The following is a 23517-nucleotide window of genomic DNA, read 5'->3' as shown; positions in this document are numbered from 1 at the left end:
GAATCTGCCTCAATTATTCAGATTTCAGAGATGCCATATCGATCGAGAAGCGGTACTTCACATCTGATTTGAGGAGGCGATCGTAAGCTTCGTTAACCTTCTGGATGGGGATAACTTCAACATCCGCAGTGATATTATGTTCACCACAAAAGTCCAGCATTTCCTGGGTTTCCGCAATGCCGCCGATGTTAGAGCCGGAGAGACTGCGCCGCCCCATAATCAGGCTGAATGCCGCAACCTCCAGAGGATTCTCCGGTGCGCCAACCAGGGTGATGTTACCGTCGAGGCGGAGCAGGTTGAGATAGGCGTTGATGTCGTGCTTGGCGGAAACGGTATCAAGGATGAAATCGAAGCTACCAGCGTGCTTTTGCATTTCGTCGGCATTGCGGGAGACCACGACCTCGTGGGCACCGAGGCGGAGCGCATCTTCCGTCTTACCGGGCGAGGTGGTGAAGACGACGACATGAGCGCCGAAGGCACGAGCAAACTTCACGCCCATGTGTCCCAATCCTCCCAGACCGACCACGCCAACTTTCTTGCCCTCGGTGACACCCCAGTGGCGCAGGGGCGAGTAGGTGGTGATCCCGGCGCAGAGGAGCGGCGCAACCCCAGCGAGATCGAGGTTATCTGGAACGCGCAGAACGAAGCGTTCATCGACGACGACGCTATCAGAGTAGCCACCATAGGTGACGGTCGCAGTCTTGTGCTTGTCTGGGGAGTTGTAGGTGAGGGTCAGGTTCGGGCAGAACTGTTCAAGATTAGCTTTGCACTGGGGACAGGTTCCATCCGAATCAACCATGCAGCCAACTCCTGCCAGATCGCCTGGCTTGTACTTCGTCACTGCCGGGCCAACCTGGGTGATACGTCCCACCATTTCATGACCGGGAACGATCGGGTAGACCGTGCCGCCGCCCCACTCGTTTCGCACCATGTGAAGATCGGAATGGCAGATGCCACAGAAGAGGATTTCGATCTGAACGTCGTGTTCGGTTAGGTCGCGCCGTGCGATCGTGTCAGAGGCTAATGGTGATGTTGCACTAGCTGCGGAATAAGCTTTGGCGTTGTACATGAATTGATGCTCCTATTGATTTACATTTGGTGTCTGCTACTGCTGTCGCTGACCTGCGATATGACTAATCGCCCTTGGCGCTGAAGGTAGCGATCGCGACAATGCTTTGTTGTCGTGCGTTTAATGTCGTGCGTTTAGGGTTCGATCGCGTTAGCGGCGATCACTGCACCGTTTGGCCACCATCGATGACCATAGCGTGGCCGATCATGAAGGCAGCCGCATCGGAGCACAGCCAGATGACGGCCGCAGCGATCTCTTCGGGCGTGCCCATCCGTCCGACCGGCTCCTCTGCAATGACCTTCGCACGCCCCTCGTCCGTGTCGCCGGTGAAGCGACCCATCATCGGGGTGTCGATGTAGCCGGGACAGACAGCGTTGACGCGGATGTTCTGCGCGGCGTAGTCGAGGGCCGTTGCCTTGGTCAGTCCGATCACGCCATGTTTTGCGGCGGTGTACGCGGGGCTGCCCTTGATACCGATGATTCCCGCGCCGGAGGATGTGTTAACGATCGCGCCGCGTCCCTGCTTTAGAATCAGCGGGATCTCGTGCTTCATGCACAGGAAAACGCCACGGAGGTTGATGTCGATAATCCGGTTCCACTCCTCCTCCTCGTACTCTGCGGTCGGAGCCGCATTCCTCGGCTCGATGCCCGCGTTGTTGAAGGCAAAGTCCAGCCGCCCGAAAGCCTCAACGGTCTTGTCCAGGGCCGCCTTCACCTCCTCGGTTCGCGTTACATCGCACCTGACAGCGATCGCCCGACCGCCCAGTTCTTCGATCGTGCGTGCCGTTTCTTGATTGCCCTGTTCTGAAACATCAGCAGCCACCACGCTGGCACCCTCACGGGCAAACGCCAGCGCCGTAGCTCGACCAATGCCACTCGCTGCTCCGGTGACGAAAACGACTTTGCCGATAAAGTTTCCATTCGATTGTGTTGACATATTTTTCTCCTCCTAGTTGCTCGCTTACTTGTTGAGGTGCTGATTGAAAAAGGACGCAAGCTTGTCCCACGGGATAAGGTTCACCCGATCGTACAAATCGACGTGCCCGGCCCCTGGAAGAATGTAAAGTTCCTTTGGTTCGGCTGCGCGCTTGTAAGCATCTTCACTGAACTCTCTGGAGTGTGCATCTGCACCCGTGATGAAGAACATAGGACGAGGCGAAATCGTCTCAATGTCATCAAACGGGTAAAAGTTCATGAATTTAACGTTACTGGTAAGCGTCGGGTGGGTTGTCAGTTTCGGCGACGAACCTTTGGGAGTGTATTCGCCCCTGGGAGTGCGGTAGAAGTCATAGAACTCACGCTCAATAGCAGTGGACTTCTCATTCAGTTCATGTACAGTCCCGCTTGTGTATTTGGTCTCGCCGCCCGTGAACTCCGCATAGCGTTGCTCGGCCGCCTCTGCGATGACTTTCTTTCTCTGTTCGAGGGTCGTAGAATGCCTCAGCCCGTTACGATTGGCCGCACCCATGTCGTACATACTGACCGTCGCAATGGCCTTCATGCGCGGGTCGATCTTGGCGGCGCTGATGACGAAGCTGCCGCTGCCGCAAATCCCAAGAACGCCAATCCGTTCTCTGCCAACGAATGGTCGGGTGCCCAGAAAATCCACCGCAGCACTGAAATCCTCGGCATAAATATCCGGCGCAACAACGTTGCGGGTCTGCCCCTCACTCTCGCCCCAGAAGGACAAATCGAGGGACAAGGTGACGAATCCCTGTTCAGCCAGTTTTTGGGCGTACAGATTCGAGCTTTGTTCTTTGACTGCGCCCATTGGATGCCCGACAATAATTGCCGGATTCTTAGCATTCTGATTCAAGGTTTTGGGAATGAAGAGATTTCCGGCAACCTTCATGTTGTATTGGTTTTTGAACGTAACCTTCTGCATAGTCACCTTGTCACTCTTATAGAAGTTGTCCGCCCCCTCGACTACAACAGACTGCTGCACGGGTGCTTGGGATATCTTAGAGGCGCGCGTTTTGTCGATCGCAACTGCCGCTGTCGTCGCACCGATCGCACTTATCAAGAGGGTTAGTATCAGGTGTTTCATTAGAGTTCTCCAAATGTGTGGATTGGTTAGCTGTTGTAGAGGATGGATACTCCTATCGATTTACATTGAGTGTCCGGTATTGCTCGTCACTGACCTGTTCCAGCCAGTCCACGACCTTGCCGTTGAGTTGTTCGTGAAGGGCGATATGCGTCATGGCTGTAGTGGCTGTAGCTCCGTGCCAGTGCTTCACTCCCGGCGGAATCGAAACCACATCACCGGGTCTGATTTCCTGAATTTGTCCACCCCATTGCTGGACATAGCCAACCCCAGCCGTCACGATGAGCGTTTGTCCTAATGGGTGGGTATGCCACGCAGTTCGCGCTCCAGGCTCAAAGGTGACACTGGCACTACCCGTGCGGGCTGGACTTTGGGCTGAGAATAGGGGGTCAATGCGGACGGAACCTGTAAAGTTTTCGGCAGGCCCTCTGGTGGAAGCCTGCGAACCGTTTCGTCTAACCTCTACAAGTTGTGTGTTATTGCTGGATGGGGCTTGTGTTTGTACCACAGGAGAGAAGCCCAAAGCAAGCAGAGAAGATGACACGATCGCGATCGCAAGCAGTTTCATTTTTATCTCCTTTGACGTTTCTACTAAATTCGCTCGATTGTCACTTCTACAGAACCAGGGACATTAAATGCTTCTACGCCAGCATCGATCTTGCCGATCGTGATGATGCCTGGGTCAGGGATTTCCTGTCCGTCGCGGCGATAATAAATAGCCACATCAGAACTGGGAGACCAGTAAATGATGTCTCCAACTTCATAGGTTTTGGTTCGCTCTCCCTCCTGGGAAATCGCTCTCGGCAGGTGGGCAAACTTTTCTCTGCCAAACAAATCGTTCATCGTCAGCGTTAACGGCAGCAGGGAAATAAAATCTCGTGTGGTTGGGTTGTCGATTAACGTGGCTGTAACGATTTTGTCTCCGACTTTGATGTTGATCTGCATACTGTTTGCCTGCTGGGTTGATATTTCAGTCGGCATCTTTGATGAGGCACTGCTAGGCATACTGTTATCGGTATGGCAGGCTGAGTAACTTAGGGACATCACCAAAGCGATCGCTAGAATCAGCATTCTCCTGCCGCAGTTTCTTCGCTGCATGACAAACCATTTCAGATGTATCAAGATCCTCTTCATGAGTTTTCTCTTGAATAAAAATCCAGACTCTTGCGGGAAGCCTGAATGCCATTTCATTGCTTTAACCTCATTCTAGGAATCCTGAAAGGCAAGCAATAGAACGATCGTCTAGGATGGTTGTACAATCCTGCAAACTTGTACTGATTTCTATTCAAGCCACGCTAGATTCTTATACAGGCTTAGCTGCCAAACCCTTGTCTTTACCTTGATGTGTCTATAAATCTATCTAAACGGGCATAAGAAATGAACGCTGCAAAAACGAGTGAAAAGTCCGGTAGAGCCTTGATGAATGACTTTCAGACAAAGCGCGAGGCAGACCGATCGCAAGCCAACCGAGAGGAACTAACGGAGCGAATTGCCCAAGCGATTCGTCAAGATGGAGCGATCGAACCGCTGAAAGGATTGCACTTCTACCGCTCCTCTTCCCCTGGGGAATGCTTTCATAGTGTCTCTATTCCTGCCTTTTGTGCGATCGCTCAGGGCTGCAAAGAAGTGCTTTTGGGCTGCGATCGCTATCAGTACGATCCGATGCACTATCTGTTGGGGACGGTCGAACTGCCGATTGCCAGTCGCATTTTAGAAGCAACCCAGGAAAAACCGTACCTGGGTCTTCGTTTCGATCTCGACCCTACCCTAGTTGGCTCAGCCATGATTGAGGCAGGCTATCCTTCAGCACAACGAGGTGCCAGCGTAAAAGCGATCGATGTCAGTCCGTTAGATGCAAATCTGTTAGATGCTGTCGTGCGGCTCGTCAGGCTGCTCGATTCCCCTGCTGAAGCGTATATGCTTGCACCCCTGATTAAGCGGGAGATTATCTATCGGCTCCTCATGGGAGAACAAGGTGGCCGACTCTGTCATATTGCAGTTTTGGGTGGCTACACTCACCAAATTGCTAGAGCAGTCGATCGACTTCGTAAAGACTTTAACCAGCCGCTTCGGATTGAAAGCATCGCACGAGAGCTGGGAATGAGTGTATCGAGCTTCCACCATCACTTCAAGTCTGTCACTGCCATGAGTCCTTTGCAGTTCCAGAAGCAACTGCGACTCCAGGAAGCTCGCCGTCTGATGCTGGGGCAAAACCTTGACGCTACCAGTGCTGCCTACCGTGTGGGTTATGACGATTCTTCGCACTTCAACCGAGAGTACAAGCGACTCTTTGGTATACCGCCGATGCGCGATGTGGAGCGGCTGCGAGAAGCTGCTAGGGAGATTGCGAGTTCAACTTGACATCCTCAAGATGCCCTAATCTTGCTATAAATCGCTAAAACGCAGTTATAGTTCCCGCAATCGTATAGATAGAAAATCATCTTGCGATCGCTCTGTTAATAATTTCCATAAACTGATGCAGTAAAGCAGTCAACTCTCAGCAAACTCTCCGGCGTGGAATCGATCGCGCTTTAAATAAAAATATTTAACCAAGGTGGGCAAATAATGCCCACCCTCCCTAATTCCTACTTCCCTACCGTGAAATACTCATTTTTAGCATACACGCTAATAATGCAGTCTCCCACTTCAAAAAACATCCCCTCTTGCTCATCTTTAGAAAATTGCAAGTTGCCGTATTTAGAATTAATTTCCTCAGCAGTCGCCGCTTTTGCCTCCATTTCATCCGGGATAAGTCCGGTAGAACCGATATAGAAAACCAGCGGTGAAACTTTTTCCCTGTACACTTTTTCGGCATAAGCTTCCAGTCGCTCATTCGCATTAGCTAAAGCAGCGACAAACTCCTCTCGCTTGACATCTTCTCCCTGCCATTTCGCTTGTAAAAGGCGCAGCAAACTATCTGCACCCACTTTCGCTAAAGTAGCGCTAACAATTCCGTTATCCTCCAGCCCCAAAAACTCATCGAAAATCAGTTTCATCAAGTCGTCAACTTTGGTGATTTTTGTTCTGGATGACAGCGTTTTGTGGGCGAAGACAACAGGCTCATCTAACGTGATGTCAAATGTCGGTTTTGCTAGCTTTTCGCCCGTGTTTTGGTGGTAAACTTCATAAAGGCGATCGAGAAATTTGTTGGCAGAGTGCAATTTGCCGAAGTTGAGGATGTTTTTGCTGCCGATGTCGATTTTGTAGCTGACTCGCGAATCTACTGAACCGTTGGCGATCGCACTTTTTAAATCTGTGTATTCCGTCGTCGTCGGAAAGTTGATGTAAAGGCTTTTTGACAGATAATGCTGTTTCAATTCTTCCAATTGTTCCGCAGTGTAAGCCTCGGATTCCTCCTTCAAATGAGCCGAGAGAATGCTAGAGAGAATTTTGATTTTTGCGAGTTCCTCAAACACTCCGTCAAGGCTGCTGTAACGCCCGTAAAAAGGCACTAGAGGCAAAGTCTCTAACTTAATATCGTACTCTGAACGGAAGTCAAATTCTTGCACAGGCGAACCGTCTTTTTCAAGGATACCGCATTTGTTGAGCAAATTAAACACTGGTTTGCTGCTGATTTTGGTTCGCAGCGACTTAATATTAACTTCGCCGTCGCTGACAATGGTATAATTGTTGAAAGTATTGAGGTCTGTAACTAGAATTCCCGCCACTTCTGCGATTAAAGTTCCATCCTCAACTTTTACCAGCTTAGCTTTTCGGGTAATCAGCATATTGATGGTAGCGGTATTTTGATTGATGGCAAATGAACCCATTTGCACGTATTCGCCACCATCTAAGAATTCTGTTTTCAGCCAAGGCTTGACAAGGTTGCCGTTTTCGTCTCGCTTTCCCTCAATTCGCTTCAAACCTTTTCGCTGATAATTTTCTTGCAAGTGTTTCAAGTTGATGATGATGCTGTTGCTGTTTTCCTCCAATATCTTGATTAACTCCAGCAGGGAAATTTTATCGCTGACTTTTACCCGATCGCCAATTTCATGATTTGTCAACACATCAGGCGCAAAAACAGCCTGTTCCAAATCTTCCGTAAACTCGGCTATTTGGGCATTTGTCAAAGCTTTAGCGTGTTTTTCGGTCAAAGTAGCGTCGAAGGTGCTCGCCAGCGCATACTTAGCCGTATTTAAATTGCCGTCAGCGAGGTTAGCTTTCGCAAAAGCAAACACCGACTCATCAGTTTGAGCAACGGGAACATCTAGTTTGTCATACTCATCTTTGGCGACTTTCTGATATTTGTAAAAAAGTCCCCGATCGTCTGCTTTCAGCCCGCAGATTTTCAGCGTGCTCGATGAACCGTTGATTTTCTTGCCACTTTTGGAAACAAAAACTTGATAATCATATTCCTTAATTAACGGTTCTTCCAGCGGCGGTGCAACGGAACTACCTAACAGTTTTGTGCTATCGTAAAGAGCATCATAAACCATTTTGACTTCGCCAGCGCGGATGCAATTTCCCGATAATGTGTTGGCGATTTTGGAGAGAAGTTTGAAGTCAGCAGAGGCATAGGATATCGTGTTGGCAAACACATCCATGTCTTTGAGTTCTTCGCAAATTTCCCCTAGTTTTGCAGATTCCGAATTGGGACTGGGGTCATTTGCATAGCCGTCTGTGTGCAAATTGATCGCTGTCATTTCTCCCGCTTTAACCAGAGATTTAGCGATTTGCATCGACTGCGATATGCAGGTACTGCCAGCCGTGTGGATTTTTTGAATTTCTTTGATGTATTGAGAGTCAAGCTTCAGCACTTCTTGAATGGGAATTCGCTGGAAATGACAAATTACGTCCCCATTGCCAGCATAGGAAATCAAGCTGACAATTAGCTGGTAATTGTTGTATTCGTCTAAGGTCAAAAGCTTGATTAGGGTTTCTTTCAGTGGTTTTAAGTCATAATACATTGAGCCGGAACGGTCAATGATGATGATGCTGTGAGCGACGGATTTTTCTGGGATATCGCCTGGTGTTCTTTCTAAATTAATGCGATCGACTAAATAGAATGCCTTTGCGTTTCCGGCAAAATTGTAGAGGGTAAACTTGGTGCGAGTATTGGAGGCTGCTTGGCTGCTGGAACTTTTGACTTGAGATGATTGTTTTGCTTGCCGTGCCATAGTTTTCACCTATGTTGATTTTTTCTTCAACTTTATCATGACACGCGCTTCTGTGGATGTCAAGGTCTGTGTGGAAAATTATCTGCGAAGCTGAATAAGCATTAATATTTAGCGCTGCGGTGCCAGGGAAAACTGCGGCGGTAAGGTAAAGGTGGGCTTTTTTGGCAAAAGTAGTGGATCTGCGTAAATATTTAGTAAAGATTTAGTAAATCATGCTTTATTTAGAAAATCCCCTGCTCAAACTTTATCTAAATCTAATCGGATGGGTGACGTTGGGATTTTTTCTCGGCCGCCTGCTACCGAGAAGCTATTCTACATATTTAGCCAAGTTTCTTTTCTTCTTTGGCACGCCATTGAGCATTGTTGGTTTCATCCGTAGCGCCAATTTGTCTGGCGCTATTTGGATGGCGCCGCTGACAGCTTGGGCGGCAATTCTAGCAGGTGGAGGACTCGCTGGGATTTTGATAGTTTTCGGTGTCGGCGACGAACGTTTCAAGACTCTTCATCCGATCGCCCAAAATACCTCTGAACACACCAGCGCTTGGAGTTTGCCCACTCAAGGCAGCTTCTTATTGGCAACGATGGTGGGTAATACGGGTTTTTTAGGCATTCCCGTCACCTTGTCCTTATTAGGCTCGGAACACTTTGCCTGGGCGTTATTTTATGACTTGCTAGGCACTACCATGGGGCTCAATATACTGGGAGTTGCTATTGCTTCTCACTGCGGTAAAAGCGATCGCCCTCTGAGTTGGTTAACACCCCTGCAGGCAATTTTTATGAATCCGGCACTGTGGGCTTTTGGTTTAGGATTTGTCTCGCGAAGCTTACCGCTGTCGGCACCAATCGAAGAATTGTTAACAACAGGTGCTTGGACTATAATTACTTTAGCTTTAATTACGATCGGGATGCAGTTGAGCAAGTTGAATTCCTTGCACAACCTCAAACAAGTTTTGGCTTGTCTGGCGATTAAAATGCTGTTAATTCCCTTGGTAATTGGCACGGGATTAACGTTTTTGGGGATCGCGGGCGCGCCGCGACTTGTGCTAGTGCTGCAAATGGCAATGCCTCCTGCTTTTGGTACTACATTGCTGGCAGAAGCTTTCAATCTCGATCGCGAATTAGCCGTAACTGCGATCGGCATCGGCTGCGTTAGTTTATTATTCACGATTCCCCTATGGATGAGGCTATTTAATTTTTAATAAAAATAGGTCGGCTTCACTTTAAAAAATACTTAATTTAAGTGATCCCCGTCACAAATATTGATGGTTAATGTCATATTAATTTAATAATTACTGGACTGGGAAACTGTATTGGCTTCTGTTAATGTGGAAATAGCCTGCGGAGGAAGGGAAGAATAAAAGTATGGCAAGTATAAATTTTACATTGACAGGTTATCAAATTTTCGATCGCATTTACTCAGGAACTCGCACCCTAGTTTATCGAGCTTTTCGCACTAACGATAAACAGCCCGTCGCCATCAAAGTCTTGCAGAACGAGTATCCCAGCTTCAGCGAACTGGTGCAATTTCGCAATCAGTACACGATCGCCAAAAACCTCAACTTGCCCGGAATCATCGAAACCTACAGCTTGGAAACCTACCAAAACAGCTATGCGTTGGTAATGGAAGACTTTGGGGGAATTTCTCTGGACGAATGGACGGAAAAACGGGAAACTGCGCCGACTCTGAGCGAGTTTTTGTCAGTGGCGATCGACCTGAGCAATATATTAGATATACTTTACCGCCACCGGATAATTCACAAAGACATTAAACCAGCCAATATTTTAATTCATCCCCAAACAAAACAAGTCAAACTCATTGACTTTAGTATTGCATCTTTGCTACCAAGGGAAACTCAAACCCTGATGAATCCTAACGTGCTGGAAGGGACACTCGGCTATTTGTCTCCCGAACAAACGGGAAGGATGAATCGGGGGATTGACTACCGGACAGACTTTTACTCTTTGGGCGTGACTTTTTACGAATTGCTGGCGGGACAATTGCCGTTTCAATCCAATGATGCGATGGAATTGGTACACTGTCATATTGCCAAGCAACCGCCATCACTGCATGAAATCAATCCCGAAATCCCGCCGATACTGTCGGAGATTGTCAGCAAATTAATGGCAAAGAATGCCGAAGGCCGCTATCAGAGTGCGTTGGGGCTGAAATTAGATTTAGAATTTTGTTTGAAGCAACTTGAAGAAAACGGTAGGATAGAGAGTTTTGCGATCGCGCAGAGGGATGTGGGCGATCGATTCATGATACCAGAAAAACTTTATGGTCGCGAAATTGAAGTCGAAACCCTACTCCAAGCCTTTGATCGCGCCAGTAGTGGCACAACTGAAATGATGCTAGTAGCTGGTTTTTCTGGGATTGGGAAAACTGCAATTGTAAATGAAGTTCAAAAACCAATTGCTCGCCAGCGCGGCTATTTCATCAAAGGCAAATTCGACCAATTTAACAGCAACATTCCTTTCTCAGCTTTTGTCCAAGCATTTCGAGATTTAATGGGACAATTGTTGAGCGCAAGTGACCAGGAGTTGAAAAATTGGCAAACTCAAATATTGCAAGCAGTGGGCGATAACGGACAAGTCATTATTGAAGTAATTCCCGAACTCGAAAAAATTATTGGGGCACAACCGCCCGCACTCGAATTATCAGGAACTGCGGCCCAAAATCGGTTTGATTTGCTCTTTCAAAATTTTATTCGCGTGTTCACCAAACCAGAACATCCCCTGGTGATGTTTTTGGATGACTTGCAGTGGGCTGATTCCGCCTCGCTGCGGTTAATGCAACTGCTGGTTTCCGAGTCAGCAACCGACTATTTATTAGTAATTGGTGCCTACCGAGATAATGAAGTATTGGCAGCACATCCGTTGATGCTGACACTGGATGCAATGGTCAAAGGTGGGGCAACGGTGAATACTCTGACGCTGGAACCGTTGAGTTCAACAAGTCTAAATCATTTGGTTGCTGATACGCTCAATTGCGATCCATCTTGGGCAAGACCTTTGGCTGATTTGGTGGCACAAAAAACCAAAAAAAATCCCTTTTTTGCAACGCAGTTTCTCAAAGCACTGCATCAGGATGGGCTGATTGAGTTTGACCGGGTTGCTGGTTATTGGCAGTGCGATATTGTGCGAGTTCGGGAGGCAGCGCTGACGGATGATGTGGTCGAGTTTATGGCGTTGCAGTTGCAAAAACTGCCGCCAGGAACTCAGAATGTGTTGAAGTTGGCTGCTTGTGTTGGGAATCAGTTTGATTTGGGGACTTTGGCAGTTGTCTCCCAGCAATTGGAAACGGAAACGGCGGCAGATTTGTGGAAGGCTTTGCAAGAGGGGTTAATCCTGCCTGAAAGTGAAGTCTACAAGTTTTATATGGGGCGAGAAAGACGGGAGGAGGCAGAAAATTCGGAGGTGGTGAATTACAAGTTTTTGCACGATCGCGTTCAGCAAGCTGCCTATTCTTTAATTCCCAAACAAGAGCGATCGCGTGTTCACTATCAGATCGGACAATTACTGATCCAGCAAATTTCACCGGCAGCTATAGAAGAGCAAATTTTTTCAGTAGTCAATCAGTTGAATTATGGTATTGCGCTGATTGAAGACCAAACAGAACGCGACCATCTGGCACAACTCAACCTCACGGCTTGCCGCAAAGCCAGAGCCGCTACTGCTTATCAAGCTGCTCGCGAGTATGCGGAGATCGGGCTAAATTTGCTTGGAGAGAGCGCTTGGCAACGGCAGTACGAGATGACCTTGAACTTGCACGACATAGCAGCAGAAGTGGCTTCACTCTGTGGTGATTTTGACCAGATGAATCAGTGGATTGACACTGTGATTTATCATACCAGAACTCCCCTAGAGCGAGTGAGCGTTTACATCGTCAAAATTCAGGCATTATCGTCCCAGAACAAGTTTTTAGACGCAATTGCTATCGGTTTGTTGATTCTCAAAGAATTAGGAGTTGAATTGCCCGATAGCGCTACATCAGAAGATATTCAGCAAGCAGTGCAGGAAATTAATAGCTCGATCGGCGATCGACCCATTGAAGAGTTATTTGATCTGCCAGCGATGGTGGATACCCAAAAGCTGGCCGCGATGCAAGTGGCGGCAACTATGGCGACAGCTTGTTATCTGGGTGGTTCGTCTTTGTTTGCGCTGGTGACTGCCTTACAGGTAAATTTATCTATCCAATATGGCAACAGTCGTACTTCAGCTTATAGCTATAGTTGTTATGGGATGATTCTCAACAACTTTCTACAAGATGTGACGGTAGCCGATCAATTTGGCCGATTAGCTTATCGTCTTGCCAGTGGCGCGGATGCCAAAAATATTCGCTCTGCAACTTTTGCTGCACTCGGACTCTGTTTGCACCATCGTAAATCGCATTTGCGGGAAACCCTCCTCATTCTTGAGGCAGGCTATCAAGCCGGATTAGAAACAGGCAATCTAGAGTTTGTCGGGTATGATTTGTATACTTTTTGTCTCAATGCCTACTGCTGCGGTCAACCTTTGGCAGAACTTGAGCCCCAAATTCGGGCATACCGCCAGCAATTACTCGACCTCAACCAACTAACGACGGCAAATTATTGTTCGGTTTTTTGGGAAACAACGCTGTTTTTATTGGGTAATCCAAACAACTTGGAGATTTCCTTTGAACAGAAAGGCTATGACGAGAAGCTGATTTCTCAGTCGCTTGCCTCTAACGATTTTTACCGACTCTGCATCTTCTATCTGTACAAGGCGACGTTGAGATTCCTGCTGGGAGACATTGCTCGGGCCTGCGTAGATGTCGATCAAGCAAGACAGTATATAGCGGGAAGCGTAGGAAGTATTTCCGAAGCTGGTTTATATTTCTATGACTCACTCATAGCCCTTGCCACTCCTGAGTCCGAGACGGAGTTAGAAACGCAGTTGCAACGAGTTCAGGAAAATCAAACTTCGTTGCAGCATTGGGCACAACACGCCCCCATGAATTATTTGCATAAGTGGCAGTTGGTAGAAGCAGAGAAATACCGAGTTGCCAAACAGAGGGCAGAAGCTATTGAAATGTACGATCGCGCCATTTCTGGAGCGAAAGAAAACGAATACATCCAAGAAGAAGCCCTCGCTAACGAACTAGCAGCTAAATTCTACCTCGACTGGGGCAAAGAAAAAGTGGCGCAAGCTTATATGCAAGAAGCCTACTACTGTTATGCTCGCTGGGGTGCGAAAGCCAAAATCGATGACTTAGAAAAACGCTATCCCCAACTTCTTGCTCCCATATTGCAGGCAAGAGAAAATCGTTTTGGAATTAGCGAAACTCGCCTCCACACAATCAATAAATCGTCAGTTTTACATCAAACCTGGCACACAACTCTATCTAGCAGTAACAGTATTTACGAAGCCGTCGATTTCGCGACTATTCTCAAAGCCTCCCAAACTCTATCGAGTGAAATTCAATTAGAAAAATTACTGGCTGCACTGATGTGTGTGGTGATGGAAAATGCCGGGGCAAAAAAAGCAGTTCTCCTGTTGCTTAAGGATGGGAATCTCGCGATCGAAGCTGTGGCCTCTTTCCATCGAGATGTCATCTCAATATCTGTACCGCTGTCAGCCAGCGACGAGGTTCCCGCTGCTGTGGTCAACTATGTTAAGCGGACTTGGAAAACTGTAGTTTTGGATAATGCAGCAGTACAAAGCGATTTTATTGCCGATCCTTATTTGATGCAGGAAAATCCCAAAAGTGTGCTGTGCGCGCCAATTTTAAATCAGGGTAAATTAATCGGGTTGCTATATCTAGAAAATAACTTGACAATTGGTGCATTTACACACGATCGCATTGGAGTCATCCAACTTTTCTGCGCCCAAGCGGCTATCTCTCTAGAAAATGCCCGCTTGTACCAACAATCTCAAGCTTATGCACAACAATTAGAGCGATCGCTCCTTGATTTGCAGCAAGCACAGTTACAGATCGTGCAAAGCGAAAAAATGTCCACCTTGGGCAATCTAGTCACAGGAATAGCCCACGAAATAAATAATCCTGTCGGCTTTATTAGCGGCAATATAGAGGAAGCAACCACCACGATCAAAGATCTGATATGCCACTTAAAATTATATCAAAAAAACCTGCCGAATCCAGGGGAGGAAATTGAAGAAGATGCTGAGGATATTGATTTAGAGTATGCCTTAGAAGATTTGCCAAAGATGCTGTTGTCGATGAAAGTAGGGTGCGATCGCATTCGTGGCATTAGCACCAGCCTCCGCACCTTCTCCAGAGCCGATAAAGACTACAAAGTTCCCTTTAATATCCATGAGGGCATTGACAGCACCATCTTAATTTTGAAACATCGGCTGAAAGCCAACGAACACCATCCTGCGATCGAGGTCGTCACAGACTACGGCAATCTCCCCCCAATTGAATGCTTTCCCGGTCAACTGAACCAAGTCTTTATGAACCTGCTTGCTAACGCGATCGATGCCCTAGAAGAATCAAACCAAGGACGCAGTTTGGAGGCAATTAAAGCAAATCCACACTGTATCACAGTTCGTACCAGTCTGTTGGGCAATCGACACATCAAAATTCAGATTGCCGATAACGGTGCGGGTATGACTGAAGCAGTAAAACAGCGGATTTTTGACCATTTATTTACCACCAAGGCAGTAGGAAAAGGCACTGGTTTAGGATTGGCGATCGCCCGCCAGATTGTAGTCGAAACCCACGGCGGAACAATTAATGTGAATTCTACCTTGGGGGGAGGGAGTGAATTTGAGATAGTGTTACCTGTTACTGAATAAAAGTTGACTGTTGACTGATGACTGTTGACTGTTGACTGCGGAGTGTTGACTGTTAACTGATGACGGTTGACTGTTGACTGTTAACTGTTGACTAATGACTAATGACTAATGACTAATGACTAATCGGGAATTATACTAGCCCCGATCGCAACTGCGGACACGAGCAAAACTTCCAGCGCCCCTTCGCCAGATTGCCAAAATCTCAATTATGCTAACCTAGGCAAGCAGCAATCCCTTGTCACGAAGGCGATTAACATAATTTCAAACAATTTATTTTATTGAGGACCGGTGTATCCCGTATGGCAAACCTGATCGGCACAGACAGCAACGACTTTATTCTAGGAACTCCGCTGAGCGATCGAATTCGCGCCTTAGATGGCGATGACACGCCCCTGGGTGCGGGAGGAGATGACACCCTAGAGGGCGACGGCGGCAACGACCAGCTTCTTGGAGGTGACGGAGCAGATTCGCTGATTGGCGGTGAAGGAAATGACGAACTTATTGGCAACCAAGGCCGCGATTTTGCTTCCGGCGGAAACGGCGACGACTCGATTCGTGGCGGTTTAGGCAACGACATCCTCGAAGGCAACGACGGGATAGACAGCGTGTTGGGAGATGCAGGGGACGACTTAGTTTTTGGCAACGGAGGCTTTGATGTAATTGCCGGCGGTACTGGCAACGACACCCTCACAGGGAATGACGGCGACGATTCCGTGTTCGGCAATGCTGATGACGACTTTCTCTACGGGAATGCGGGGAACGATTCTCTCAACGGCGGCAGTGGTAGAGATCAAATGTTGGGCGCTGAGGGCAACGATTATTTGACCGGCGGCGACGGCGACGACACTTTGTACGGCAATGCCGACAACGATTCGCTCTTCGGAGATGCTGGTAATGACCAGATATTCGGCGGCAAGGCTGACGATACAGTTTTTGGCGGCACCGGTTCCGATACCCTTCGCGGCGATGAAGCCGACGACTCGGTACTGGGAGAAGAAGGTAATGACTTTCTGTTTGGTGGCAAAGGTAATGATGGTATCGACGGTGGTTTTGGCGATGACTCCTTGGCTGGAGGTATCGGCGACGATACAATTTTGGGCGGTTTCGGCAATGACAATTTATTTGGAGCAGAGGGTAATGATTCTTTAATCGGAGGCGAGGGTTCGGATACTCTGACTGGCGGCAGCGGCAGCGATGTTTTTGGATTGGGAGCCGGGCCTGGCAGTCTGGCTTTAATTACTGATTACAATGACACAGAGGATTTCTTTGGACTGCCGAGCAATTTATCTTTCGCTCAACTGCTAGTTACCCAAGGCAACGGTGCAAATGTCAGGGATACAGTAATTACGACACTCGACGGCAAGCTTTTAGCAATTTTGATCGACACTCCGGCGGCGCTGATCGAAGCGAATGATTTTATCGCTGTGACTGGGACGGCTACTCCCAGGCCAACCACCATTACCACTACAACTACAACTACAGTTACAAGCACAATTACAGATCCAGCTCAACCTCAAACTTCAACTACAGAATCACTTCCAACTCCGCCTCCAACTCCCACGGAAGCACCGACTCCAACTCCCACGGAAGCTCCGGCTCCAACTTCCACGGAAGAAGCGACGCCGACTCTCACGGAAGCACCGACTCCGACTCCGACGCCGACTCCCACAGCAGCACCGACGCCGACTCCCACAGCAGCACCAACTCCGACTCCCACAGCAGCACCAACTCCGACTCCCACAGCAGCACCAACTCCGACTCCGACGCCGACTGCTACGAGGATTCCTATTCCGCCGACTGTTAGCGTGCCTGATTCGCCTCTGCTATCAATTAGTTCGATCCCCCCGACTGCCGGACTATTGCCAATGCCGGGCCAGACGCCGATATTCCCGACGGCGGTGCCGAACCCGATACCTGTTCCTACACCTGTTCCTACACCTTACGGGCTTTAGGTGCGATCGCGACGCTCAGTGATGAGTTATGAGTTAATGTAAAACTCACTAAACTCATCACTCAAAACTATTTAACGTCTTGGGGAGTTTCGGCCGAGTCTTCTGGCGACTCGGCTGGAGAATCTTCTAGGGGAGATAATTGTTGGCTGTACCCCAAGAGCGATCGAAGTTTCATGCGGTGGATGTAAGGCCAGCCGCCATTGGCTTCAATATTCCTAAGCAGTTTGTAAAGTGCTTGGCGGTTGTCGGGAAAAGACGCTTGAAACAAACCGTCCCGAATTTCCCGGTGCGAAGCTTCCAGCCTCCGCAGCAGGGCCAAAAGCAGCAGACTGTCTCCCTGACAACTTTCGCCTAAAGTCCGAATCGCCTCTGTCAGCGATTGCATTTGAGACTGCAACTTTTCTGACTCTAAATCTTTGCCGTTGTCCATACTGCTGCTTCCTTTGAAATCTACAAGGCCTTTGTCCCCAGCCTTTTGGTCAACCGACTAATCGAGCTAGTCGCGATCGCCATTCGGGGTCATAAGCAAAGTAACTTAAGTAGGTTGACTTAAGCAATATTAATTTGCAGTCCAAGTCAGGAAAAGAGCACAACCCGTCGTACCATGTGTATTGGGCTGCGATCCGAACACGATTGAGAAATCATAAGTTCATGCTTATTTTCACGGCACACTAGCTTGATTTTTGGAGTCAATGCCGGTGTCGGTGAAGCGAGCGATCTGGATCTAAATGCTGCCCTAAGCGCTGGCCTAGCCTGCCGGCGGGCAATTATATTTTGCTCGAAGTAGGGCTTTTTCTTAATATAATCCGATGTTGGATATTGAGGTTTGCAATGAAATATCGTGCTTTAATTGTTGCACTTTTAGCATTTTGCATGAGTGCGCTGGTTGCTTGTTCTTCTGCTCCTGACACGACGGTGGCGACTACTGAGTTGCTCACCTACGACGAGATTAGAGGTACTGGCTTGGCTAATAACTGCCCTAGCTTGGCAGAAACTTCTCGGGGATCGATCCCCATCGAAGCGGGCGCCACCTATAAACTGACTGGTTTGTGTTTGCAGCCCACAACTTATTTTGTGAAGGAAGAACCAGCAAACAAACGCCAAGAAGCGGAATTTGTGCCTGGTAAATTGCTGACCCGGTTCACGTCGAGCATTGACCAAGTTCAAGGTACGCTCAAGGTCGGTACAGACGGAACTCTGACTTTCACAGAAGAAGACGGCTTGGATTTTCAAGCTATTACGATTCAGTTACCGGGCGGAGAGCAAGTACCTTTCTTGTTTACCATTAAACAGCTAGTTGCAAGTTCCGAACCGGGAGTGGTTGCTATCAATACTTCCACCGATTTGAGAGGGGAGTTTAACGTTCCTTCTTACCGCAGCGCAGGCTTTTTAGATCCTAAAGCTCGCGGGGTATCGACTGGCTACGACAATGCTGTAGCGCTTCCGGCTACTGACAATTCCAAACGTGTGCGGGCTAATGTTAAGGTAGCTGACACGCGCACCAAGGCGGGCAAAATTTCTCTCCAAGTTGCTAAAGTCAACAGCGCCACTGGCGAAGTTGGTGGGATTTTTGAGAGCACGCAGCCTTCTGATACTGATTTGGGAGCTAGACCGGCTCTGGACGTTAAAATTCGGGGTTTGTTTTACGCTCGCATTGAGCCTTCTGTGTCATAAAATTGGCTTTCTGGATCGATCGAACTTGAGCAGTTTCTGGCCATAAAGCTCCTGCTCGCCCTTCATTAGCCAACAGTCTTGAGCAACATAACTTAGGACTGTTGACTAATGACTAAATTTCTGATTAAATAGTGGTCATTCGCAAGTTATGAAGTTGGGATTTTTTATTAATTAAAGTATTGTATTCAAACCGCTTTCAGTTTATAATATTTTTTTCAAAAAACCTGGTTAAATTGGGGATGCGGTCGAAGGCGTTCTACCTGGTAAAAGTCTGCCTTATGCCGAAAAAATGCGGAGAATCCCGCTAAATCCGTTCACGTACCGAAAACTCAACTGGTGTGTCCGCTATCACACCTATTAAGTGCTAGGATTACACTACCTAAAAGTGAATTTTTTTAGACTAGATTAGAAGCTAGATCTAAAGCAACCTCAGTCCTCTGCTCTACCCACCCTTATGCCACCATGTCTACCACACTGCCGAACGAGCTAAAAAGCGAAAATTTGCAATTGTTGCGCGAGTACCAACTTTCTGGATCGAATGAAATCCGCAATCAGTTAGTTAAACTGAATATTGGACTGGTCAGAAAAGAAGTTTACCACTGGATCAACCAGTGCGGTGAAAGCTACGACGATTTGCTGCAAGTCGGATGTATTGGGTTGATCAGGGCGATCGAGCGGTTTGATATCGCGAAGGGGCACGCTTTTAGTTCCTTTGCCATTCCCTACATTCGGGGCGAAATTCAACACTACTTGCGGGACAAAAGCCCTTCTGTGCGGTTTCCCCGCCACTGGCAGTCCCTGGAACGCAAATCAGTAGCAGCGATCAAGGAGTTGCAGGTGCAGTTAAACCGCAAACCTACGGATGCTGAAGTAGCAGCAGTCCTTGAGGTTTCTTTACAAGAATGGCAAGAAATTAAGTTGGCCCATCTCAACAGATCGCCTCTAAGTTTGGACGCGCCGATGCAAGATGAAGATGAGGGGGCGACTTGTCTGGGAGAATTGGTGCCCGATAGCAAGTATCGGAGTTTTCAGTTGGCGCAAGAGGATCAAATTCGCGTACAGCAAGCTTTGGCTATGTTGGAACAACGGACTCGCGAGATATTGGAGTTTGTTTTTCTCTACGATTTGACGCAGAAGGAAACGGCTGAACGCTTGGGTATCAGTGCGGTGACTGTTTCTCGGCGAGTTAAGAAGGGACTGGATTTGCTCAAAGAGATTATGACTAAACAGCTTTAGGTATTAGTCATTAGTCATTAGTCATTGGTCATTAGTCATTGGTCATTTGTCAGCAGTAGTTATACCAATTCACAAAAGTAGTGCGACATATAAATTATCAGCTATCGTCTGTAGGGAAACGGCACTGCCGTGTCCGGCCGATGGTGAGAGTGAATGAACGATAATTTATATAAGACAATTACTATAGCAAGAGTTTTTTAAATTGGTATTAGTCAACAGTCAGCAGTAGTCAGTCAATAGTCAACAGAGATCGGTAATTAGTCAGTTGCTACCAAGAACAAATGACTAATGACTAATGACTAATGACTAATGACTAATTTTTAGAGGCTGCGGACAAATTTATCGAGCCTTTCTACGGCTTTTTTAATTGTGCCTAAATCGGTAGCGTAAGACAAGCGAATATGGTCGTCTGCACCAAATGCAATCCCCGGAATAACTGCTACTTGCTGCTGTTCTAAGAAAGCGTCGCAAAATTCCAAAGAATTCATTCCCGTCTTGCTGATGTTGACAAACATATAGAAAGCACCGTCTGGTTTAATACAGCTAATTCCAGGGACAGCATCGAGTAATTCAAATATTACCTGACGCCTTTCGGCAAAAGCTAGACGCATTGTTTCGACAGACTCTTGACTGCTTTCCAAAGCTGCGATCGCACCGTACTGTGCAAAGGTACACACGTTTGAGGTACTGTGACCTTGAATGGTGCTGGTGGCTTTGATTAATTCGATCGGCCCGGCCAAATAACCGATTCGCCAGCCTGTCATCGAGTAAGCTTTAGCAAAACCGCTGCTGATCAGGGTGCGATCGAAGATTTCTTTGCCCAAGGAACCGATGCTGACGTGTTGGGCGTCGTCATATATAATTTTTTCGTAAATTTCGTCAGCAACGACTAAAATATCTCGATCGACTATCACCTCGGCCAAGGCTTTGATTTCCGCCGGAGTATACACCATTCCCGTCGGGTTAGAAGGCGAATTCAGTACAAATAACTTGGTTTTGGGAGTAATCGCTCGACTCAGTTGTTCCGGTGTAATTTTATATCCTGTAGAAGCATCAGTCCGTACAATTACTGGCTTGCCACTAGCGAGTTTCACCATTTCAGGGTAGCTTAGCCAGTAGGGAGCAGGAATAATTACTTCCTCTCCAGGCTCGATCAGAGCCATCATCAGATTGTAGAGGGAATGCTTGCCGCCGTTGGTGACAATAATATTTTCCGGTTGATAGTTGAGATTGTTGTCATCGCGGAGTTTGCGGGCGATCGCAGCTTTTAACTGCGGTTCCCCAGACACAGGGCCATACTTAGTCTTCCCCGCGTCTAAAGCTTGTTTTGCCGCTGCTTTAATGTGTTCGGGCGTATCAAAGTCGGGTTCTCCCGTACTCAAACTACAGACATCAATCCCTTCGGCCTTCATGGCTTTAGCCTTAGCTGCGATCGCCAAGGTTATAGAAGGAGAAACCTCACCCACTCGTGCTGCCAACTTAATCATTGGATTTTAGATATTAGATTTTTGACTTTAGATCATAGGGTGACAAATGTTGATATTCAACCCTGTTGTTAGGGAATTATGACATTTGTTTACATAGTACGTAAAGGATTAAGCAATTAAAGAATAAAAATTAAAGAAGCTGTTAGTTTTAATTTTTATTTTTAAATTTTTAAATTTTGACGTTATTATTGTACCATTTTTGATGCCTCGTTACCCTCAACCCCGATCTGCAAGCTTATGGATCTCAAATCTCTGATTCGCGACATTCCTGATTTCCCAAAGCCGGGAATTATGTTTCGAGACATTACAACTTTGCTGCGCGACCCGCAAGGGCTGAGCTACACCATTGACAGCTTAGCCGAAAAATGCTCGGCAATGTCTGTTGACTATGTGGTGGGCATGGAATCGCGAGGCTTTATCTTTGGCGCGCCGTTGGCTTATAAAATGGGAATAGGCTTTATTCCTGTCCGCAAACCAGGGAAACTGCCAGGTGCGGTTCATTTTGCTGAGTACGAATTGGAGTACGGTGTCGATCGACTGGAGATGCACCGAGATGCGATGACATCCGGCAGCCGGGTGCTGATTGTGGACGATTTAATCGCCACTGGCGGAACAGCGGCGGCGACGGCTAAGTTGCTGGAGCAAGGTGGCTGCGAGCTTGTCGGTTTTGCTTTTATCATTGAATTGCAGGCTTTGGGCGGCAGGCAGAAATTGCCCGATGTGCCGATCGTCACGCTAGTTGAATATTAGTTAGTTAACTGTTGGCAGTCAACTGTCAACAGTTGACTGTTGACAAATAATATTCTTGAGCTTTGCATCGGAATTATTCATCTCTCTCTTCTCTTTCTCTGCGATCTCTGCGTTCTCTGTGGTTACATAATTCCGATGCAATCAGCATTAATATCATTCACCATTCTTCCAATCTAAAATCTAAAATCTAAAATCTAAAATCGTATGACTTCTATTAAATCTAATCGAAATTGGCAATTATTGAGTTCTCTGTTTGCTGGGGAAACATTTACTTATGTTTTCAAGCGACTGTTGCAGGCACTTTTAACGCTATTTTTGGCATCGATGCTTTGTTTTGCAATTATTGAACTAGCACCGGGAAATTACTTGGATACTTTGAGCCAAAATCCGAAGATTTCGCCGGAGACACTCAAGCAGCTCGAACAGCAGTTCGGCTTAGATAAACCAGCGATTGTGCAGTATTGGCTGTGGCTGCAACAAATTGTGACGCGGGGAAATTTTGGCACGAGTTTTGTGTATCAGCGATCCGTAGCTTCGCTGCTGTGGGAACGGGTACCGGCGACGTTATTAATGGCGATCGCATCTTTGATTGTAACTTGGGCGATCGCGATTCCCTTGGGAATTGTCGCCGCCGTCAATCAAAACCGCACAGTCGATCGAGTTCTGCAAGTAGTTAGCTACACCGGACAAGGATTTCCGAGCTTTATCACAGCGTTACTGCTGCTATTTTTCGCACAGAATACTTCGCCTCTGTTTCCCGTCGGAGGAATGACAAGCATTGACCATGCAGACTTACCTTGGTGGGGTCAAATTCTCGATTACGGCTGGCACTTAATTTTGCCAACAGTCGCCCTCAGCGTTACTGGTTTTGCTGGTTTGCAAAGATTGATGCGCGGACAATTGTTAGACGTGCTGCGTCAAGATTACATCCGAACGGCAAGGGCGAAAGGTTTGCCGGACGATCGAGTAATTTACATTCATGCTTTGCGGAATGCTGTTAATCCGTTGATTACGCTATTGGGTTTTGAGTTTGCTAGTTTGTTGAGCGGTGCGTTTATTGCGGAATTTTTCTTTAATTGGCCAGGTTTGGGAAAGCTGACTTTGGAGGCGGTGAACAATCAAGATTTGTATTTAGTAATGGCAAGTTTGATGATGGGTGCGACCATGTTGATTGTTGGGAATTTGTTGGCAGATTTGCTGCTGAAAGCTGTCGATCCTCGGATTAAGCTGGAAGATTTGAAATAGAAGACTTAATTCAGTAATATGAGGTACGCAAGGGAGATTTGTAATAGTCAATATAGCAAAACCATTTGATTTGTAAACAATCGATTCGTATCGGCTCAATAAGTAGGGGTAGGAGAGAAAAAAAGTAAGCAGAGTACACAAAGTGTCATAAAATAGGACACAT

Annotated in this window: 16 protein-coding genes; 8 read left to right on the top strand and 8 right to left on the bottom strand. The window is 47.4% G+C overall.

What is annotated here, in order from left to right; genetic code table 11:
• Positions 1 to 13: 13 nt before the first annotated feature.
• The 5 genes from QT979_RS23770 to QT979_RS23750 all read right to left on the bottom strand — a co-directional run bounded on the left by QT979_RS23770 (position 14) and on the right by QT979_RS23750 (position 4211).
• Entirely contained in the window at positions 14 to 1069 is a 1056-nt protein-coding gene (locus tag QT979_RS23770; RefSeq protein ID WP_333311876.1) for an NAD(P)-dependent alcohol dehydrogenase, read from the bottom strand.
• Between the two features lie 160 nt (positions 1070 to 1229).
• The gene (locus QT979_RS23765; protein ID WP_333311875.1) at positions 1230 to 2006 is read right to left on the bottom strand and encodes an SDR family oxidoreductase; all 777 of its coding nucleotides are present in this window, start codon (positions 2004 to 2006) and stop codon (positions 1230 to 1232) included.
• 24 nt (positions 2007 to 2030) lie between these two features.
• A complete protein-coding gene (locus tag QT979_RS23760; protein ID WP_333209522.1) occupies positions 2031 to 3116 on the bottom strand; it encodes an alpha/beta hydrolase in 1086 nt (361 codons plus the stop codon).
• Positions 3117 to 3168: 52 nt separating this feature from the next.
• On the bottom strand, positions 3169 to 3681 hold the full coding sequence (locus tag QT979_RS23755; protein WP_333311874.1) for a (R)-mandelonitrile lyase: 513 nt from the start codon (positions 3679 to 3681) through the stop codon (positions 3169 to 3171).
• Positions 3682 to 3704: 23 nt separating this feature from the next.
• Positions 3705 to 4211 (bottom strand): cyclophilin-like fold protein, encoded by a 507-nt coding sequence (locus QT979_RS23750; RefSeq protein ID WP_333311873.1) that lies wholly within the window; start codon positions 4209 to 4211, stop codon positions 3705 to 3707.
• A 279-nt stretch (positions 4212 to 4490) separates the two neighbouring features.
• On the opposite strand from QT979_RS23750, the gene QT979_RS23745 reads away from it, so the two are divergent.
• Positions 4491 to 5474: an AraC family transcriptional regulator gene (locus QT979_RS23745; protein WP_333311872.1), complete on the top strand. Its 984-nt coding sequence runs from the start codon at positions 4491 to 4493 to the stop codon at positions 5472 to 5474.
• A gap of 224 nt (positions 5475 to 5698) precedes the next feature.
• On the opposite strand, the gene QT979_RS23740 is transcribed toward QT979_RS23745, so the two are convergent.
• The gene (locus QT979_RS23740) at positions 5699 to 8230 is read right to left on the bottom strand and encodes a vWA domain-containing protein (RefSeq protein WP_333311871.1); all 2532 of its coding nucleotides are present in this window, start codon (positions 8228 to 8230) and stop codon (positions 5699 to 5701) included.
• Positions 8231 to 8442: 212 nt separating this feature from the next.
• Here QT979_RS23740 and QT979_RS23735 point away from each other — a divergent pair, with 212 nt between their 5' ends.
• From QT979_RS23735 to QT979_RS23725, 3 genes are all read left to right on the top strand, one after another.
• Positions 8443 to 9429, top strand: a complete 987-nt coding sequence (locus QT979_RS23735) for an AEC family transporter (RefSeq protein WP_333311870.1) — start codon at positions 8443 to 8445, stop codon at positions 9427 to 9429.
• 163 nt (positions 9430 to 9592) lie between these two features.
• Positions 9593 to 15010: an AAA family ATPase gene (locus QT979_RS23730; RefSeq protein ID WP_333311869.1), complete on the top strand. Its 5418-nt coding sequence runs from the start codon at positions 9593 to 9595 to the stop codon at positions 15008 to 15010.
• 299 nt (positions 15011 to 15309) lie between these two features.
• Positions 15310 to 16962 carry a calcium-binding protein gene (locus tag QT979_RS23725; RefSeq protein ID WP_333311868.1) on the top strand — a complete coding sequence of 551 codons (1653 nt, stop codon included), beginning with the start codon at positions 15310 to 15312 and terminating at the stop codon, positions 16960 to 16962.
• 67 nt (positions 16963 to 17029) lie between these two features.
• Here the strand turns inward: QT979_RS23725 and QT979_RS23720 are convergent, their stop codons facing one another.
• Positions 17030 to 17392, bottom strand: a complete 363-nt coding sequence (locus QT979_RS23720; RefSeq protein ID WP_333311867.1) for a hypothetical protein — start codon at positions 17390 to 17392, stop codon at positions 17030 to 17032.
• A 401-nt stretch (positions 17393 to 17793) separates the two neighbouring features.
• Between QT979_RS23720 and QT979_RS23715 the strand changes: the two genes are divergently transcribed.
• Positions 17794 to 18636, top strand: a complete 843-nt coding sequence (locus QT979_RS23715; RefSeq protein ID WP_333209506.1) for a photosystem II manganese-stabilizing polypeptide — start codon at positions 17794 to 17796, stop codon at positions 18634 to 18636.
• A 462-nt stretch (positions 18637 to 19098) separates the two neighbouring features.
• Positions 19099 to 19872: an RNA polymerase sigma factor SigF gene (locus QT979_RS23710; protein WP_333209505.1), complete on the top strand. Its 774-nt coding sequence runs from the start codon at positions 19099 to 19101 to the stop codon at positions 19870 to 19872.
• Between the two features lie 320 nt (positions 19873 to 20192).
• On the opposite strand, the gene QT979_RS23705 is transcribed toward QT979_RS23710, so the two are convergent.
• Complete coding sequence (locus QT979_RS23705) at positions 20193 to 21359, bottom strand: pyridoxal phosphate-dependent aminotransferase (RefSeq protein WP_333209503.1); 1167 nt, start codon at positions 21357 to 21359, stop codon at positions 20193 to 20195.
• 237 nt (positions 21360 to 21596) lie between these two features.
• On the opposite strand from QT979_RS23705, the gene QT979_RS23700 reads away from it, so the two are divergent.
• Together QT979_RS23700 and QT979_RS23695 are read left to right on the top strand one after the other, a co-directional pair.
• Complete coding sequence (locus QT979_RS23700) at positions 21597 to 22109, top strand: adenine phosphoribosyltransferase (protein ID WP_333311866.1); 513 nt, start codon at positions 21597 to 21599, stop codon at positions 22107 to 22109.
• Positions 22110 to 22313: 204 nt separating this feature from the next.
• Positions 22314 to 23354, top strand: coding sequence for an ABC transporter permease (locus QT979_RS23695; protein ID WP_333209498.1), 1041 nt, complete (start codon positions 22314 to 22316; stop codon positions 23352 to 23354).
• Positions 23355 to 23517 lie beyond the last annotated feature (163 nt).

Origin of the sequence: Microcoleus sp. w2-18bC1 (assembly GCF_036700365.1) — a bacterium.
Lineage (GTDB): Bacteria > Cyanobacteriota > Cyanobacteriia > Cyanobacteriales > Microcoleaceae > Microcoleus.
This window is presented reverse-complemented; position numbering and strand designations above follow the sequence as displayed.

What these genes read in the sequence shown, in the direction of transcription:
- QT979_RS23770 (WP_333311876.1), bottom strand. Translation starts at nt 1,069, where the DNA reads ATGTACAACGCCAAAGCTTATTCCGCAGCTAGTGCAACATCACCATTA.
- QT979_RS23765 (WP_333311875.1), bottom strand. Translation starts at nt 2,006, where the DNA reads ATGTCAACACAATCGAATGGAAACTTTATCGGCAAAGTCGTTTTCGTC.
- QT979_RS23760 (WP_333209522.1), bottom strand. Translation starts at nt 3,116, where the DNA reads ATGAAACACCTGATACTAACCCTCTTGATAAGTGCGATCGGTGCGACG.
- QT979_RS23755 (WP_333311874.1), bottom strand. Translation starts at nt 3,681, where the DNA reads ATGAAACTGCTTGCGATCGCGATCGTGTCATCTTCTCTGCTTGCTTTG.
- QT979_RS23750 (WP_333311873.1), bottom strand. Translation starts at nt 4,211, where the DNA reads ATGCAGCGAAGAAACTGCGGCAGGAGAATGCTGATTCTAGCGATCGCT.
- QT979_RS23745 (WP_333311872.1), top strand. Translation starts at nt 4,491, where the DNA reads ATGAACGCTGCAAAAACGAGTGAAAAGTCCGGTAGAGCCTTGATGAAT.
- QT979_RS23740 (WP_333311871.1), bottom strand. Translation starts at nt 8,230, where the DNA reads ATGGCACGGCAAGCAAAACAATCATCTCAAGTCAAAAGTTCCAGCAGC.
- QT979_RS23735 (WP_333311870.1), top strand. Translation starts at nt 8,443, where the DNA reads ATGCTTTATTTAGAAAATCCCCTGCTCAAACTTTATCTAAATCTAATC.
- QT979_RS23730 (WP_333311869.1), top strand. Translation starts at nt 9,593, where the DNA reads ATGGCAAGTATAAATTTTACATTGACAGGTTATCAAATTTTCGATCGC.
- QT979_RS23725 (WP_333311868.1), top strand. Translation starts at nt 15,310, where the DNA reads ATGGCAAACCTGATCGGCACAGACAGCAACGACTTTATTCTAGGAACT.
- QT979_RS23720 (WP_333311867.1), bottom strand. Translation starts at nt 17,392, where the DNA reads ATGGACAACGGCAAAGATTTAGAGTCAGAAAAGTTGCAGTCTCAAATG.
- QT979_RS23715 (WP_333209506.1), top strand. Translation starts at nt 17,794, where the DNA reads ATGAAATATCGTGCTTTAATTGTTGCACTTTTAGCATTTTGCATGAGT.
- QT979_RS23710 (WP_333209505.1), top strand. Translation starts at nt 19,099, where the DNA reads ATGTCTACCACACTGCCGAACGAGCTAAAAAGCGAAAATTTGCAATTG.
- QT979_RS23705 (WP_333209503.1), bottom strand. Translation starts at nt 21,359, where the DNA reads ATGATTAAGTTGGCAGCACGAGTGGGTGAGGTTTCTCCTTCTATAACC.
- QT979_RS23700 (WP_333311866.1), top strand. Translation starts at nt 21,597, where the DNA reads ATGGATCTCAAATCTCTGATTCGCGACATTCCTGATTTCCCAAAGCCG.
- QT979_RS23695 (WP_333209498.1), top strand. Translation starts at nt 22,314, where the DNA reads ATGACTTCTATTAAATCTAATCGAAATTGGCAATTATTGAGTTCTCTG.